The sequence below is a fragment of the Crenobacter intestini genome (assembly GCF_004919095.1).
Lineage (GTDB): Bacteria > Pseudomonadota > Gammaproteobacteria > Burkholderiales > Chromobacteriaceae > Craterilacuibacter > Craterilacuibacter intestini.
Genome location: NZ_STGJ01000001.1, coordinates 350,173 through 365,898, shown reverse-complemented (window position 1 = coordinate 365,898; position 15,726 = coordinate 350,173). Strand labels below are relative to the sequence as shown.

Here is a 15,726-nt window from a genome sequence, read left to right as displayed (position 1 = left end):
CAGTGCCTATATTTCAAATTGTCCGAATTCAACCTGAAGTTGTTTGTTGAGCTTCAATCGCTGCTCGAGCTGGGTGCCCGACCCTTTGACGACGCCAGACGCCAGCAGGTTAAAAAGTGTGGCCAGCGGGGCGTGGGAGTCCCAGAATTGCCCAACGTCCACGTTGATTTGTAATAGGTCGATCGGGAATGTCCTCGCCCAAGTGCAGTGATGTTCGGTAATCAGCACTAGTCCGATGTCTCTCTTGCAGGCTGCCGCGCATATCTTTCTGGTGACGGCCGCGTAAGCCTTGAAGTCTGCGATGATGATGTAAGGATTTTTAAATTCGGAGTTCAGGCATTCTATGTAGGCACCCGACAGGCCGTCCACGTAGAATACATGGGGTCGTATGTATTCCAGTCGGCAAAAGAACGAGTTGGCGATGCCACGGGTTGATTGAATGCCAATGATGAAAACTGCGTCAGCATCGATAATTTTTTGGACGACTTCTTTGAAGTCTTCGGTGCGCGCGAGAGTGTATACATACTCGATTGACTTCAGTTCGAGTTTCAACGAATCGCTCAGGGTGTCCGTGTTGTCCAGTTCCCTGACAGAATCGAGTCGATCTGCCATCAGCCAGGTCTGACCGCTGCCCCGCAATGACTGCTTCAGGTCTTCGAGGTTCTGGAAGCCTATCTGCCTGAGGAAGCGGCCCACTGAAATTCCCGTGGTGCCGGTCTGCCGGGCAATCCCCTCGGCCGTTTCAAACGGGATTTGCAGCAGGTTGGACAGGAGGTAGTCGGCTATCCTTTTTCCCGTCGGCGTGAAGTCCGCGAAGTTGTCTTCAAGCAGTCTCACTAATCCTTCTCGGCCCATTCGTCGGTTACGCCCGTAATGTTAGATGGTTGTCTTTGGTGTTCAATTTGTTGATAACCTAACATTCGCTTCTGTCAAGTCAAAGGCTTTTTGCATTCCAGAGGCCGCTGTCGGCGCGAGTGTTGCGAAATCGTTTCAGTGCCGGGTGGCCTCCTGTCTGTGGATGGGCAAAATAGTGCGGTGCGTCATCTGCTTATGGATAAGCAAGGTTCATGCCGATGCGCGCGGCTTGACCCAGCGTGGCGCACGAGCGGTCGGGGTTCCTCGATGGCTTATTACTGAAGGAGGTGGGAGCCGTTTGCTTATACGCAATTTGACGTATTCCGGCGCCGGTGGACGGGCCTTAATCTGGTTTTGCACCGCAGCAAAACCAACCGTTCACCAGGGAGCACGCTCATGGCCACTCGCCGCCTTATCCTCAAGACCACCGTCCTCGCCGCGTCCTTGCTGGCAGCCGGCTTTTCCGCGCAGGCGCACGCCGCCGACACCATCAAGGTCGGCGTGCTGCATTCGCTGTCCGGCACCATGGCGATTTCCGAGACCTCGCTCAAGGACATGGCGCTGTTCGCCATCGACGAGATCAACGCCAAGGGGGGCGTGCTGGGCAAGAAGCTCGAGCCGGTGGTGGTCGACCCGGCGTCCAACTGGCCGCTGTTCGCCGAAAAGGCCCGCCAGCTGCTGACCCGCGACAAGGTCGCCGCCACCTTCGGCTGCTGGACTTCGGTGTCGCGCAAGTCGGTGTTGCCGGTCTACGAGGAGCTGAACGGCCTCCTGTTCTACCCGGTGCAGTACGAGGGCGAGGAGCTGTCGCCCAACGTGTTCTACACCGGCGCCGCGCCCAACCAGCAGGCGATCCCGGCGGTCGAGTACCTGATGAGCAAGGAGGGCGGCAGCGCCAAGCGCTTCTATCTGCTGGGGACCGACTACGTCTACCCGCGCACGACCAACAAGATCCTGCGCGCGTTCCTGAAGTCGAAGGGCGTCAAGGACAGCGACATCCAGGAGGTGTACACGCCGTTCGGCCACAGCGACTACCAGACCATCGTCGGCAATATCAAGAAGTTCTCCGCCGGCGGCAAGACCGCGGTGATCTCGACCATCAACGGCGACTCCAACGTGCCGTTCTACAAGGAACTGGGCAACCAGGGCCTGAAGGCGACCAACGTGCCGGTGGTGGCGTTCTCGGTTGGCGAGGAGGAACTCAAGGGGATCGACACCAAGCCGCTGGTCGGCCACCTGGCCGCCTGGAACTACTTCATGAGCGTGAAGAACCCGGTCAACAGCCAGTGGGCCGGCGCGTACAAGGCATGGGCCAAGAAGAAGGGCATTGCCGGCGCCGACAAGCTGGTGACCAACGACCCGATGGAGGCGACCTACGTCGGCATCAACATGTGGGCCGAGGCCGTCAAGAAGGCCGGCACCACCGACGTCGCCGCCGTGCGCAAGGCGATGGCCGGCATTTCGTACAAGGCGCCGTCCGGCTACACGCTGACCATGGACGCCAAGAACCACCACCTGCACAAGCCGGTGATGATCGGCGAAGTGCAGCCCAACGGCCAGTTCTCGGTGGTCTGGAAGACCCCGTCGCCGATCCGCGCCCAGCCGTGGAGCCCGTACATCCCGGGGAACGAGAAGAAGCCTGACACCCCGGTCAAGACCAAGCTGTAAGCCATCCCCGACCGCGCCAGCCCGCCGGCCGCTTCGGCTGCCGGGCCGGCGCGCGCCGCACCTTCATCGAAAGGCTCGCGCATGAAGTTATTCCACCTCGCCGGCCTGTGGCTGGCGCTTGTGCTGCTGTCGTCCGGCGCGCAGGCGGGCGCACCTGCCGCCGAACTGGCCGCGGCCGATCCGGCGACGCGGGCCGAACTGATCTCGGGCTGGGCGGTCGCGCCCAACGCCGAACGAACCGCCGCCGTCGCCGCGCTGGAAGAAGGACGCCTGCTGGCCGACCCGGCCGGTACCCGCTTCTTTGTCCAGCAAGGCGAGCGCTACCTCGACGCCGCCAGCGGCCAGCCGGTGGCGGTGCTGCCCGAAGGCACCGACAGCGTGCCGGTCAACAACAGCGTGCGCAGCGCGCTGGAGCGTTTTCACGCCGCGTCGGCGCTCACCGCCCCGGCGCCGCAGACCCGCCTCGAAGCGGTACGCACGCTGGAGCAGGCGGCCGATGCGGCCTGGTTGCCGCTGATCCTCGAGCGGCTCGCCAGCGAACAGGACACCCAGGTGCGCGCGGCCTTGCAGGCGGCCGCGGCGACCCTGCAGCTGTCGGCGGGCAGTGCGGCTGAGCGGGTGGCGGCCATCCGCCTGCTGGGCGCCGAGGGCGACCCGGCACGCCTGCCGCTGCTGCTGCCCTTGCAGGACGACCCGCAGGCGCCGCCCGAGGTACGCGCCGCGGCGGTGGACGCCATCGCTCAGATCGAGTCGGCGCAGTTCGGCTACAACCTGCTCGGTCACCTGTTCAGCGGGGTCAGCCTCGGCTCCATCCTGCTCTTGGCCGCGCTGGGGCTGGCGATCACCTACGGCCTGCTCGGCGTGATCAACATGGCGCACGGCGAGATGCTGATGCTGGGCGCCTACACCACCTGGCTGGTGCAGAACCTGTTCCGCGCGCACTGGCCGGCGCTGTTCGACTACTACCTCTTGGCGGCGTTGCCGGCGGCCTTTGTGGTGGCGGCGCTGGTCGGCATGCTGCTCGAGCGCACGGTGATCCGCCACCTGTACGGCCGCCCGCTGGAGACCCTGCTGGCGACCTGGGGGATCAGCCTGATGCTGATGCAGGCAGTGCGCGTCGCGTTCGGCGCGCAGAACGTCGAGGTGGCCAACCCCGGCTGGCTCTCTGGTGGCCTCGCCGTGTCGAGCACGCTGACGCTGCCCTACAACCGGCTGGCGATCATCGCCTTCGTGCTGGCCGTGCTGCTGGCCACCTGGCTGCTGCTGAACCGTACCCGGCTTGGCCTGTTCGTGCGCGCCGTCACCCAGAACCGCCGCATGGCCGACAGCGTCGGCGTGGCGACCGGCCGGGTGGACATGCTCGCCTTCGGGCTGGGCTCGGGCATCGCCGGCCTTGGCGGGGTCGCGCTCAGCCAGATCGGCAACGTCGGCCCGGACCTCGGCCAGGGCTACATCATCGACAGCTTCATGGTGGTGGTGCTCGGCGGGGTCGGCCAGCTGGCCGGCACGGTGCTGGGCGCGCTGGGCCTGGGCATGCTCGCCAAGGTGATCGAGCCCTCGCTGGGGGCGGTGCTGGCCAAGATCCTGATCCTCGTCTTCATCATCCTGTTCATCCAGAAGCGACCGCAGGGCATCTTCGCCCTGAAGGGCCGCGCACTCGATTGAGGTGAGCCATGTCGCAACCCTATACCCTGAGGCTGGCCGCGGCGGCCGGCCCGCGAGCGGCGACGTTCGCCACGGCGCTGGTGCTCGGCCTGTTGCTGCTGTTGCCGCTCGCGCACTGGGCCCTGCCCGCAGGCCACGCACTTCACGTGTCGGCCTATACGCTGACGCTGGTCGGCAAGATCCTCTGTTACGCGGTGGTCGCGCTGGCGATGGACCTGGTCTGGGGCTACACCGGCCTGCTCAGCCTGGGCCACGGCCTGTTCTTCGCGCTCGGCGGCTACGGCATGGGCATGTACCTGATGCGCCAGATCGGCCGTGACGGCAACTACCAGAGCGAATTGCCGGACTTCATGGTGTTCCTAGACTGGCACAGCCTGCCCTGGTTCTGGCAGGGGACCGAGCATTTCGCGTGGGCGATGCTGCTGGTGGTGCTGGTGCCCGGCCTGCTCGCGCTGGTATTCGGCTGGCTGGCCTTCCGTTCCCGCATCAAGGGCGTCTACTTCTCGATCATGACGCAGGCGCTGACCTTCGCGGCGATGCTGCTGTTCTTCCGCAACGAGACGGGTTTCGGCGGCAACAACGGCTTTACCGACTTCAAGCGCATCCTGGGCTACGGCATCGCCGAGCCGGCGACCCGCGCGCTGCTGTTTACCGCGACGGTGCTGCTGCTGGGTGCGGCGCTATGGGGCGGCCAGCGGCTTGTGCGCAGCAAGTTCGGCCGCATCCTGACCGCGATCCGCGACGCCGAGTCGCGCCTGATGTTCTGCGGCTACAACCCGCTCTACTACAAGCTGACGATCTGGGTGGTGTCGGCGGTGCTGTGCGCGCTGGCCGGCGCGCTGTATGTGCCGCAGGTCGGCATCATCAACCCCGGCGAGATGTCACCGGCCAACTCGATCGAGATCGCGATCTGGGTCGCGCTGGGCGGGCGGGGCACGCTGATCGGCCCGGTGCTGGGCGCCGGCCTCGTCAACGGGGCCAAGAGCTGGTTCACCGTCGCCTTTCCGGAGTACTGGCTGTTTTTCCTGGGCTTTTTGTTTATCGCCGCGACCCTGGCCTTGCCGAACGGTGTGCTCGGGCTGTTCGGCAAGAAAGGGGACCGCGCATGAACGCGAACACGGCAGAGGCAAGGCAGGCATCGCAGCGCGGGACAGCCGGCGGGCTTTCCCGTCCGCTGGAGGACACGCTGGATACGCGGCACGGCGCGATCCTGTACCTGGACGACGTGACGGTCAGCTTCGACGGCTTTCGCGCCCTGAACAAGCTGACGCTGGACATCGGCGTAGGCGAGTTGCGCTGCGTGATCGGCCCCAACGGGGCCGGCAAGACCACGATGATGGACGTGATCACCGGCAAGACGCGGCCGGATTCGGGTTCGGTGTTCTTCGGGCAGACCATAGACCTGACCCGCCACGCCGAGCCCGAGATCGCGCAGCTGGGGATAGGCCGCAAGTTCCAGAAGCCGACCGTCTTCGAGGCGATGAGCGTGCAGGAAAACCTCGAGCTTGCGCTCGCGGGCGACAAGTCGGTGCGTGCCAGTCTGATGGCCAGGCTGACCGGCGCAGCGCGCACGCGCATCGACGAGCTGTTGGTGACGATCCGCCTGGCCGACTTGCGGCAGCGCCCGGCCGGGCTGTTGTCCCACGGCCAGAAACAGTGGCTGGAGATCGGCATGCTCCTGGCGCAGGAGCCGCGCTTGCTGCTGCTGGACGAGCCGGTGGCCGGGATGACCGACGCCGAGACCGAAAAGACCGCCGAGCTCCTGTGCTCGCTGCGGGGGCGGCACTCGATGATGGTGGTCGAGCACGACATGGATTTCGTCGGGCAGATCGCGCAGAAGGTGACGGTGCTTGCCGAGGGGCGCGTGCTGGCCGAGGGCAGTCTCGCCCAGGTGCAGGCCGACGAGCGCGTGATCGAAGTTTATCTGGGAAGGTGAGCGATGCTGATCGTCAACAAGCTGAACCAGTTTTACGGCGGCAGCCACATCCTGCGCGACGTCGCCTTCGAGGCACCGGTGGGCGAGGTGACCTGCATCCTCGGGCGCAACGGCGTCGGCAAGAGCACCCTGCTGCGCTGCCTGATGGGGCAGCTGGCCGCACGCAGCGGCGAGGTGCGCTTGCAGGGCGAGGACATCCGCACTCTTGCGCCGCACCAGCGCGTCGAGCGCGGCATGGCCTACGTGCCGCAGGGGCGGGAGATCTTCCCCCGCCTGAGCGTCGAGGAAAACCTGCGCATGGGGCTGGCGCGCTTCAAGGGGCGACAGGGCCGCGTGCTGCCCGACAGCGTGTTCGAGATGTTCCCCGTGCTCTACGAGATGCGGCATCGCCGCGGCGGCGACTTGTCCGGCGGCCAGCAGCAGCAGCTGGCGATCGGCCGCGCGCTGGTCAGCCGCCCCTCGCTGCTGATCCTCGACGAGCCGACCGAGGGGATCCAGCCGTCGATCATCAAGGAAATCGGCAACGTGATCCGCCAGCTGGCGTCGCGCGGCGACATGGCGATCCTGCTGGTCGAGCAGTACTACGACTTTGCCGAGGCGTTGGCCGACCGCTACGTGGTGATGTCGCGCGGCGAGGTGGTGCAGCGCGGCCACGGCCACGCGATGGCCGGGGACCGGGTGCGCGAACTTCTGGCGATCTGAGCGGGGCGCCAGTCATGACGCTGGCACGGTGTTTGCAAGGGTAAGGGCATCCTGACTGAGTGGCCCGACCATGCACGCCGACCCGACCCTAGCTACCCTGCCGTGTTCCCTGCGGCAAGGCTGGCCCGCGACGCTCAGCCTCGCCTACGCGCGGCAGGCCGGATGCACCGTTCCGGTGCATCGCAGCCACAGCGGTCCCTTGCGCGTGCAAAAGCACTTCGTCGGCGCCGACGGCAGTTGCGAGCACATCATCGTGCACCCGCCAGGCGGCGTGGCCGGCGGCGACAGCCTGCGGCTGGACGTGCGGCTCGAGGAGGGCGCCGAGGTGCTGCTGACCAGCCCGGGCGCCGCCAAGTGGTACGACGGCTTCGGGCGGGACGCGCAGCAGACCCTGCGCTTCACGCTGGCCGCCGGCAGCACGCTGTCTTGGCTGCCGCTGGAAACCATCCTGTTCGACGGCGCCCGGGTCCGCTTGCGCGCCGAGGTCGAACTCGCTGCCGACGCCGGCCTGCTGTGGGGCGACGTGGTGTGCCTGGGGCGGCCTGCTGCACGGCGCCCCTTCGCGCGCGGCCTCTGGCGCCAGCAGGTCGACATCCGCCGCGACGGCCGGCTGCTCTTTCACGAGCGCACCGTGCTCGACGCGGCAAGCCCGCTGTTGGCCTCGCCCGTCGGCCTGGCCGGCCACAGCGTGGTCGCCATGCTGCTGTGGGCCGGCCCCGCGCTGCCCGCGCCGGTCCACGACGAGATCCTCGGCTTGCCGGCGGACGGCCATGCCGCCGCCAGCCAGTTCGACGGCGTCTGGCTCGCGCGCTTTGTCGGCGACAGCGCCGAGGCCGCCCATCACTGGCTGCGCGATGCGCGCGCAGCGCTACACCCTTTCACCCACGGCCGGGCCGCGCAGCTGCCGCGGATCTGGTCGACCTGATCAAACCGGGACACCCATGGAACTGACACCACGCGAAAAGGACAAGCTGCTGATCTTCACCGCAGCCTTGCTCGCCGAACGCCGCCGTGCGCGCGGCCTCAGGCTCAACTACCCCGAGACGGTCGCCTTCATCAGCGCGGCCATCATGGAGGGCGCCCGCGACGGGCGCAGCGTGGCCGAGCTGATGCATTTCGGCACCACCTTGCTCGGCCGCGACGACGTGATGGACGGGGTGGCCGAGATGATCCCCGACATCCAGGTCGAGGCAACTTTCCGCGACGGCACCAAGCTGGTGACCGTGCACCAGCCCATCCTCTAGGAGGCCGCATGATTCCCGGAGAAATCCTCGCGCAGCACGGCGAGATCGAACTGAACGCCGGCCGCGACACCCGTTCGCTGGCCGTGGTCAATGAGGGCGACCGGCCGGTACAGGTCGGCTCGCACTACCATTTTGCCGAGGTCAACGACGCGCTGTCATTCGACCGCGACGCCGCCTACGGCTTCCGGCTGAACATCGCGGCCGGCACCGCCGTGCGCTTCGAGCCGGGGCAGTCGCGCACCGTCGAACTGGTCGCGCTGGGCGGCTTGCGCCGGGTGTTCGGCTTTCAGGGCAAGGTCATGGGGGCACTATGAAAATCAGCAGGCAGGCGTATGCGGAAATGTTCGGCCCCACCCGTGGGGACCGGGTGCGGCTGGCGGACACCGGGCTCTTGCTCGAGGTCGAACAGGACCTCACGGTCTACGGCGAGGAGGTGAAGTTCGGCGGCGGCAAGGTGATCCGCGACGGGATGGGGCAAGGCCAGAAACTGGCGGCCGAAGTGGCGGATACCGTGCTGACCAACGCGCTGATCCTCGACCACTGGGGGGTGGTCAAGGCCGACATCGCGCTGAAGGACGGCCGCATCGCGGCGATCGGCAAGGCGGGCAACGCCGACATCCAGCCGGGGGTCGACATCCATATCGGCGCGTCGACCGAAATCATCGCGGCCGAAGGGATGATCGTCACCGCCGGCGGCATCGACTCGCACATCCACTTCATCTGCCCGCAGCAGATCGAGGAGGCGCTGACCTCCGGTATCACCACCATGATCGGCGGCGGGACGGGGCCGGCGACCGGCACCAACGCGACCACCTGCACGCCCGGGCCCTGGCATATGGCGCAGATGCTCAAGGCGGCCGAGGCGTTCCCGATGAACCTGGGCTTTACCGGCAAGGGCAACGCCAGCCTGCCCGAGCCGCTGCGCGAGCAGGTGCGCGCCGGTGCCATCGGGCTGAAACTGCACGAGGACTGGGGGACCACCCCGGCCGCGATCGACAACTGCCTGACGGTGGCCGACGAGATGGACGTGCAGGTCGCGATCCACACCGACACCCTGAACGAGGGCGGCTTCATCGAGGCGACGCTCGCCGCGTTCAAGGGCCGCACCATCCACACCTACCACACCGAAGGCGCCGGCGGCGGGCACGCGCCGGACATCATCAAGGCGTGCGGGCAGGCGAACGTGCTGCCCAGTTCGACCAACCCGACCCGGCCGTTCACGGTCAACACCATCGACGAGCACCTGGACATGCTGATGGTGTGCCACCACCTCGACCCGGCGATCGCCGAGGACGTCGCCTTCGCCGAGAGCCGCATCCGCCGCGAGACCATCGCCGCCGAGGACATCCTGCATGACCTGGGGGCGTTCGCGATGATGTCCTCGGACAGCCAGGCGATGGGCCGCGTCGGCGAGACCATCCTGCGTTGCTGGCAGACCGCCGACAAGATGAAGCGCCAGCGCGGCGCGCTGCCCGGCGACGGCGCGGGCAACGACAACGCGCGCATCAAGCGCTACCTCGCCAAGTACACGATCAACCCGGCGATCACCCACGGCATCGCGCACGAGGTCGGCAGCGTCGAGGCGGGCAAGCTGGCCGACCTCGTGCTGTGGAAGCCGGCGTTCTTCGGCGTGAAACCGAGCCTGATCCTCAAGGGCGGGCTGATCGTTTGCGCGCCGATGGGCGACGCCAACGCGAGCATCCCGACGCCGCAGCCGGTGCATTACCGGCTGATGTTCGGTGCGTTCGGCGGCGCGGTGGCGCAAAGCAGCGTCACCTTCATGTCGCAGGCCGCGCTGGACGCGGGCGTGCCGCAGTCGCTGGGCCTGAAGAAGCGGGCGGTCGCGGTGCAGGGCTGCCGCCGCGTGCAGAAGGGTGACCTGGTGCACAACAACTACCTGCCGAAGATCGAGGTCGATCCACAAAACTACCAGGTGCGTGCCGACGGCGAGTTGCTGTGGTGCGAGCCGGCCGAAGAGCTGCCGATGGCGCAGCGCTATTTCCTGTTCTGAGGGGGACCCATGCTAGTGCTACGTAGCCGGGGGGCAGACGGTGTGCCGTCGGACCGACTGGTGCTCGACTTCGAGCGACGCTGCAAGATGCGGCTGCTGACGCGGACCGCTGCCGGCGAGGAGGCCGGGGTGATGCTGCCGCCGGGCAGCCCGCCACTGCGCCATGGCGAGCGCCTGCAGTCCGACGACGGCCGCTGTGTCGAGGTATGCGCGGCAGACGAGGCGCTGCTGCACGTCGAGTGTCCCAACCCGCGCGCGCTCGCGTGCGCGGCCTACCACCTGGGCAACCGCCACGTGAAGGTCGAGGTCGGCGACGGTTGGCTGCGCCTCGCCAGCGACGAGGTGCTCGCCCAGATGCTTGGCCAGATGGGCCTGCCGGTGGTCCGCGTGGACGCGGCCTTCCAGCCCGAGCACGGCGCCTACGGCGGCGGCCACCACCACTCGCACGGCAAGGAGTCGGCTTTCCATTACGCGCCCATGCTGCACCTGTTCGGGCCGCAGCCATGAAGCAGGCGGTGGCCCGCCTGCAGCTCCTGCGCCTGGCCAGCCCCGGCTTGCCGATCGGCGCCTACAGCTATTCGCAAGGCCTGGAGAGCGCGCTCGAACTCGGCCTGGTCCACGACGAGGCCAGCGCAGAGCGCTGGCTGGCCGGCCTGCTCGAGGGCCCGCTGGTGTCGTTTGACGCGCCGGTGCTGGCCGCCTGCTGCCGGGCGGCCGAGGCGGGCGACTGGCCGGCGCTCTGGCGGCTGAACGAGGAGGTGCTCGCCAGCCGCGACAGCCGCGAGCAGGTGCAGGAGAGCACGCAGATGGGGTATTCGCTGTGCCAGCTGCTCTCGGGCTTGCCCGAGGGGGCCGGCGGGGCGCCCTGGCCCGCGGACGAGCCGGTCAGCCTGCCGGTGGCCTGGGCGCTGGCCGCGTGCTGCCTGCAGTTGCCGGGCGAAGAGGCCCTCGAGGCGTGGCTGTGGGGCTGGCTGGAAAACCAGGTGATGGTGCTGATGAAGGCCATGCCGATGGGGCAAAGCGCCGGCCAGCGGCTGGTCTCCCGCCTGCTGCCCAGGCTTGCCCAGGCGGTCGGGCAGGCCTGGTGCTGGCCTGACGATGCGCGCAGCAACTTCGCGCCGATGCACGCCTGGGTCGTACAGAAACACGAAACACAGTACAGCCGGTTGTTCCGGTCCTGATCTTCCTTCCTTCTTTCTCGAGGACACACCATGAAACAAGCCGCATTGCGCGTGGGCATCGGCGGCCCGGTCGGGTCGGGCAAGACGCACCTGACCTGGGCGCTGTGCACGGCGTTGCGCGACAAGTACAACGTCGCCGCCGTCACCAACGACATCTATACGCAGGAAGACGCCCAGTTCCTGGTGCGCAACGAGGCGCTGGCGGCCGACCGCATCATCGGGGTCGAGACCGGCGGCTGCCCGCATACCGCGATCCGCGAGGACGCGTCGATCAACCTCGAGGCCGTCGCGCGGCTGAACGCCCGCCACCCCGACCTTGACGTGATCTTCATCGAGAGCGGCGGCGACAACCTGGCCGCGACCTTCAGCCCCGAATTGTCCGACCTCACCCTCTACGTGATCGACGTCTCGGCGGGCGACAAGATCCCGCGCAAGGGCGGGCCCGGCATCTGCAAGTCCGACCTGCTGGTGATCAACAAGATCGACCTGGCCCCGCTGGTGGGCGCGTCGCTCGACGTGATGGCGCGGGACGCGCTGAAGATGCGCGGCGCGCGGCCCTTCATCTTCTCCAACCTGAAAAGCGGCCACGGCCTGGACGACATCATCCGTTTCATCGAACACAAAGGCATGCTCACCCTGAGCGAACAAGGAGCCACCCATGCGTAAAATGCTGCTTTCCATCCTGCTTGCCGGCGCCGCCGGCCTCGCGCAGGCACATACCGGCCACGGCACCGACAGCTTCAGCCAGGGCCTGATCCACCCGTTTGCCGGGCTCGACCACCTGCTGGCGATGTTCGCGGTCGGCCTGTGGGCCGCCCAGCAGCAGGCGCGCGCGCGTTGGCACGGGCCGCTGGCCTTCGTGCTCGCGCTGGCCGCCGGCGGGGCGCTGGGCATGGCCGGCGTCGTGCTGCCCATGCTGGAGGGCGGCATCGCGCTGTCGGTGATGCTGGGCGGCCTGCTGGTGGCCACCGTGACCCGGGTGCCGGCGGTGCTCGCGCTGTCCGGGATCAGCCTCTTCGCGTTGTGGCACGGCGTCGCGCACGGACTGGAAATGCCGGGGGGCGCCAGCGCCGCCGCGTACGCGGCCGGCTTCATGCTGGCCAGCGCCGCGCTGCACGCGGGCGGCCTGGCCGTCGGCCACGCCGCACTGCGCGTGACCGGCCTGCTGCGCTGGCTGGGCGCCGCGATCGCCGCCTCGGGTGCGCTGCTGGTGATGGCGACGGTGTAGCGGGTGCCTCGCCAAATCGCGTCTTTCCTGATCTGACCTTAGTCCCGCAGCCCGTGACGCCCCCCGCCGAGCGGGGGGGGGCAGATACGGCCCGAACGACAACCGCCCAGCAGGCCACGCTTACTGGGCGGTTGTCCATCCGGCGCCGAGGTTCATCCCGGCCAAGGCCGTGCTTTCGACCCGGATGCCGGCAAGCAGGGCTTTCATGCAGCCGGGCGTGCCGGCGGAGCGCGCGGCTGCGAGGAGGCTGTGCCAGCCGGTTTTAAGCTCAAGCAACGGGGTGCCGGGTGCGCTGGTGTCGCTTGTTACACGGCCGCAAGCCCGGCCGGGGTTAACCGGCCGGGCTTGCGGCACACCATCGCATCAGGCCGCTGGCAGGTCCGCGTGCCCGGCAGGCCTGCATCGTTGCCTAAACCCGTCGGGCAGCGTGCCTTCGCGCCGGGAACGCTGCGACCTTGTAGTGACGACAACCCCCGCTTATGGCGTATGGGCGCCGCGGTGTGCCCAGGCGGTGAAGCGCTGTTCGGCCTGCGAGAACACTGCGTACATCACGACCCCCATCGCGCCGATGACGGCGAGCCCGGCAAACACCAGCGCCATGTTCATGGTCGAGCTTGCGGACATCATCAGATAGCCGATGCCCAGGTTGGACGCGACGGTTTCGGCAATGACGGAGCCGACAAACGCCAATGTGATCGAGACCTTGAGCGACGCAAAGAAGTAGGGCAGTGCGCGCGGGATGGCCACTTTCCTGAGGATGTCCAGCCGGCTGGCGCCAAGCGAACGCAAGACGTCCTCCAGTTCGGGTTCCAGGGTGGACAGCCCGGTTGCCACGTTGACGACGATGGGGAAAAACGAGATCAGGAAAGCGGTGATGATGGCGGGCATGGTGCCAATGCCGAACCATACGACCAGCACGGGGACGAAGGCGACTTTCGGAATGCTGTTGAAGCCGACCATCAGGGGGTAGCACGCGCGATAGACGAGGGGCGAAATGCCGACCGCAATGCCCAGGAGCAGGCCGACGACGACAGCCAGCGCGAAGCCGCCGAGCGTCGTCAGCAGGGTCTGTTGCGCATGCATCATGATCGGATCAAAGGCCTCTACCCCGGCATGCCAGACCGCCAGCGGCGAGGGGAAGAGGAAGTCGGGGATGGCGAGCGCAGTACATGCCACATGCCAGACAAGCAGCAGGGCGAGCAGCAGGATGGCAGGCGCGGCACGGACGGTCAGTGACGTGGGCATGGTCGTTCCTCAGTGTTGGCGGGCGTGGCCGATTTGGCCGCGCAATGCGTGGACATGCCCGGCAAACGTCTCGGTGTAGCAGATTTCCAGCGGGCGGGGGCGGGGCAGGTCGATGGTGCGGTCGTCGATCACGCGGCCCGGCCTCGGACTCATGACAATGACGCGGTCGGCCAGAAAGACCGCTTCCCGCAGGTCGTGGGTGACAAGAATGGCGGTGAACGGCTCGTTCTGCCACAAGTCGCGCATCAGGCACCAGAGCTCCTCGCGGGTGAAGGCGTCGAGGGCCCCGAAGGGCTCGTCGAGCATCAGCAAACGGGGTTTGTGGATCAGTGCGCGGCAGATGGAGGCGCGCTGTTGCATGCCCCCCGAAAGCTCCCAGGGGAATTTGTCTTCGCAGCCGGCCAGCCCCACCCGCGCGAGCAATGCGCGCGCCATGGCCTCGTGCGCCTTGCGCTGTTGCCTGTGGCGCGAACGGAATGGCTCGACAATTTCCAGCGGCAGCATCACGTTCTGCAAGGTGGTACGCCACGGCAGAAGGTTGGCTTGCTGAAATGCCATGCCGACGATCCCCAGCGGGCCCTTTACCTCGCGGTTCCCGACGTAGACGTAACCGGAACTGACTGGCTTGAGGCCGCTGACCAGCTTCATCAAGGTGGACTTGCCGCAGCCGGATGGGCCCACCACTGCGACAAAGGAATTTTCCTCGACCTTGATGCTGACGTTTTCGATGGCGGCCGGGCCGCCCGGCTGATAGGCGAGACTGACGTCCTCAAATTCCACAAATGTCATCTTGTGCACCTTACTTGATCATCAAGGCGGATTTGGGCGGCAAGAATGCACCGGTAAAGAGCACGTCGGCGGCCGGAATGGTGGCAAGCCCGTAGGCGGCCGCGGTTTCCTCTATCGCGCGTTGCATGCGCGCCGGGTTGACCGTGCCGAGCCCGGCGCTGCGCGTTTCGGGGGTGACTACGCATGCGGCCAGGGCAAGCTTCAGCCGGCGTAATTCAAGGGCCTCGTTGACGAGCGGATCCTGGCGCTTGACATGGGCCACGGCCGCTTCCGGGTTGGCCAGCGTTTCCTTGAGGGCCTTGTTGAAAGCCCGGACAAAACCGGCGACGACCTTGGGTTTGTTCCGGATGAGGTCGCTGCTGGCGATCAGCGTGTTTCCGTAAGCCTCTACCCCGTGCTTCGAATAGGGCATCACGCGGATGTCGTCCGGTTTTACCCCCCTGGATTCAAGATTCAGCACGCTCGTGAACGAGAAACCGGTGATGGCGTCTACGTCGCCACGCGCCAGCAGGGTCTCGCGCAAGGCCGGTTCGACGGTCTGCCAGGTGACGGACGTTGGCGCGATCTGGTTAGACTTGGCAAACGCCGGCCATGCCTTGCGGCCCGCGTCGAAAATTGGCGCCGCCAGCGTTTTTCCAACCAGGTCGGCCGGGCGGTTAATGGATTTGTCTTTCAGGCTAATGATGGCGGCCGGGGTGGTGTTGTAGACCATATAAATGCCTTGCACGCGGGAACCCGGTGTTTTGGCCTCGTATTCGACCAGAGCGTTGAAATCGGCAAAACCGATGTCGTATGCGCCGCTGGCAACACGGGTGACGGCGCCGGCCGAACCGGTGCCCACGTCGATGCTGACGTCCAGCCCTTCCGCTGCGAAATAACCCTTGTCCCTAGCAAGAAGGAAAGGCGCGGCCGGGCCTTCCATGCGCCAGTCAAGCGTGAAGCGAACTTTTTCTGGGGTGGCGGCGAGTGTGGCGGTCGCCGGGAACAGGCACAGGGTAGCCATTACGGGCAGCAACATGCGGCGATTGATTTTCATGGTTGATCTCCGGTGGGTGAATGTCCGGCAGACGATGCAAAACATGTGCCGGATAATCCGGGGCGGCATGTTGCATGTTTGCCAATTAAAAAAACATGCACAAGAAAGGTGCCGGTATATGTTTTGCAATGGTGCCTGCGGCATTTGACGGCCGGATTTTTATTGC

General features: G+C 66.6%; 17 protein-coding genes. 13 read left to right on the top strand and 4 right to left on the bottom strand.

Going from position 1 to position 15,726, the window contains the following annotated elements; all coding sequences use genetic code 11:
* Positions 1-6: 6 nt before the first annotated feature.
* Positions 7-837 carry a MurR/RpiR family transcriptional regulator gene (locus tag E5K04_RS01620; RefSeq protein WP_235844209.1) on the bottom strand — a complete coding sequence of 277 codons (831 nt, stop codon included), beginning with the start codon at positions 835-837 and terminating at the stop codon, positions 7-9.
* A gap of 414 nt (positions 838-1,251) precedes the next feature.
* Between E5K04_RS01620 and urtA the strand changes: the two genes are divergently transcribed.
* The 13 genes from urtA (at position 1,252) to E5K04_RS01555 (ending at position 12,490) form a co-directional block, all read left to right on the top strand.
* Complete coding sequence (urtA, locus tag E5K04_RS01615; protein ID WP_136551154.1) at positions 1,252-2,523, top strand: urea ABC transporter substrate-binding protein; 1,272 nt, start codon at positions 1,252-1,254, stop codon at positions 2,521-2,523.
* Positions 2,524-2,604: 81 nt separating this feature from the next.
* The gene (gene urtB / locus E5K04_RS01610; protein ID WP_136551153.1) at positions 2,605-4,188 is read left to right on the top strand and encodes an urea ABC transporter permease subunit UrtB; all 1,584 of its coding nucleotides are present in this window, start codon (positions 2,605-2,607) and stop codon (positions 4,186-4,188) included.
* Between the two features lie 8 nt (positions 4,189-4,196).
* Positions 4,197-5,297, top strand: a complete 1,101-nt coding sequence (urtC, locus tag E5K04_RS01605) for an urea ABC transporter permease subunit UrtC (RefSeq protein ID WP_136551152.1) — start codon at positions 4,197-4,199, stop codon at positions 5,295-5,297.
* Positions 5,294-6,124: an urea ABC transporter ATP-binding protein UrtD gene (urtD, locus tag E5K04_RS01600; RefSeq protein WP_136551151.1), complete on the top strand. Its 831-nt coding sequence runs from the start codon at positions 5,294-5,296 to the stop codon at positions 6,122-6,124. Before urtC ends, urtD begins: the two co-directional genes overlap by 4 nt.
* 3 nt (positions 6,125-6,127) lie before the next feature.
* Positions 6,128-6,826, top strand: coding sequence for an urea ABC transporter ATP-binding subunit UrtE (urtE, locus tag E5K04_RS01595; RefSeq protein WP_136551150.1), 699 nt, complete (start codon positions 6,128-6,130; stop codon positions 6,824-6,826).
* 70 nt (positions 6,827-6,896) lie between these two features.
* Entirely contained in the window at positions 6,897-7,751 is an 855-nt protein-coding gene (locus E5K04_RS01590; protein ID WP_136551149.1) for an urease accessory protein UreD, read from the top strand.
* A 16-nt stretch (positions 7,752-7,767) separates the two neighbouring features.
* Entirely contained in the window at positions 7,768-8,070 is a 303-nt protein-coding gene (locus E5K04_RS01585; protein ID WP_136551148.1) for an urease subunit gamma, read from the top strand.
* An 8-nt stretch (positions 8,071-8,078) separates the two neighbouring features.
* On the top strand, positions 8,079-8,384 hold the full coding sequence (locus E5K04_RS01580; protein WP_136551147.1) for an urease subunit beta: 306 nt from the start codon (positions 8,079-8,081) through the stop codon (positions 8,382-8,384).
* Positions 8,381-10,081: an urease subunit alpha gene (ureC, locus tag E5K04_RS01575; protein WP_136551146.1), complete on the top strand. Its 1,701-nt coding sequence runs from the start codon at positions 8,381-8,383 to the stop codon at positions 10,079-10,081. The genes E5K04_RS01580 and ureC overlap by 4 nt, the downstream gene beginning before the upstream one ends.
* 9 nt (positions 10,082-10,090) lie before the next feature.
* Positions 10,091-10,588 carry an urease accessory protein UreE gene (ureE, locus tag E5K04_RS01570; RefSeq protein WP_136551145.1) on the top strand — a complete coding sequence of 166 codons (498 nt, stop codon included), beginning with the start codon at positions 10,091-10,093 and terminating at the stop codon, positions 10,586-10,588.
* Positions 10,585-11,262 carry an urease accessory protein UreF gene (locus E5K04_RS01565; RefSeq protein WP_136551144.1) on the top strand — a complete coding sequence of 226 codons (678 nt, stop codon included), beginning with the start codon at positions 10,585-10,587 and terminating at the stop codon, positions 11,260-11,262. The genes ureE and E5K04_RS01565 overlap by 4 nt, the downstream gene beginning before the upstream one ends.
* A 30-nt stretch (positions 11,263-11,292) precedes the next feature.
* Positions 11,293-11,928, top strand: coding sequence for an urease accessory protein UreG (gene ureG, locus E5K04_RS01560; RefSeq protein ID WP_136551143.1), 636 nt, complete (start codon positions 11,293-11,295; stop codon positions 11,926-11,928).
* Positions 11,921-12,490, top strand: a complete 570-nt coding sequence (locus E5K04_RS01555) for a HupE/UreJ family protein (RefSeq protein ID WP_136551142.1) — start codon at positions 11,921-11,923, stop codon at positions 12,488-12,490. Before ureG ends, E5K04_RS01555 begins: the two co-directional genes overlap by 8 nt.
* 477 nt (positions 12,491-12,967) lie before the next feature.
* Here E5K04_RS01555 and E5K04_RS01550 read toward each other — a convergent pair whose 3' ends face one another.
* From E5K04_RS01550 to E5K04_RS01540, 3 genes are read right to left on the bottom strand one after another with little or no spacing between them, the layout of a single operon-like run.
* Positions 12,968-13,735: an ABC transporter permease gene (locus tag E5K04_RS01550; RefSeq protein ID WP_136551141.1), complete on the bottom strand. Its 768-nt coding sequence runs from the start codon at positions 13,733-13,735 to the stop codon at positions 12,968-12,970.
* A 9-nt stretch (positions 13,736-13,744) separates the two neighbouring features.
* The gene (locus E5K04_RS01545) at positions 13,745-14,524 is read right to left on the bottom strand and encodes an ABC transporter ATP-binding protein (RefSeq protein ID WP_136551140.1); all 780 of its coding nucleotides are present in this window, start codon (positions 14,522-14,524) and stop codon (positions 13,745-13,747) included.
* A gap of 10 nt (positions 14,525-14,534) precedes the next feature.
* Complete coding sequence (locus tag E5K04_RS01540) at positions 14,535-15,560, bottom strand: ABC transporter substrate-binding protein (protein ID WP_136551139.1); 1,026 nt, start codon at positions 15,558-15,560, stop codon at positions 14,535-14,537.
* Positions 15,561-15,726 lie beyond the last annotated feature (166 nt).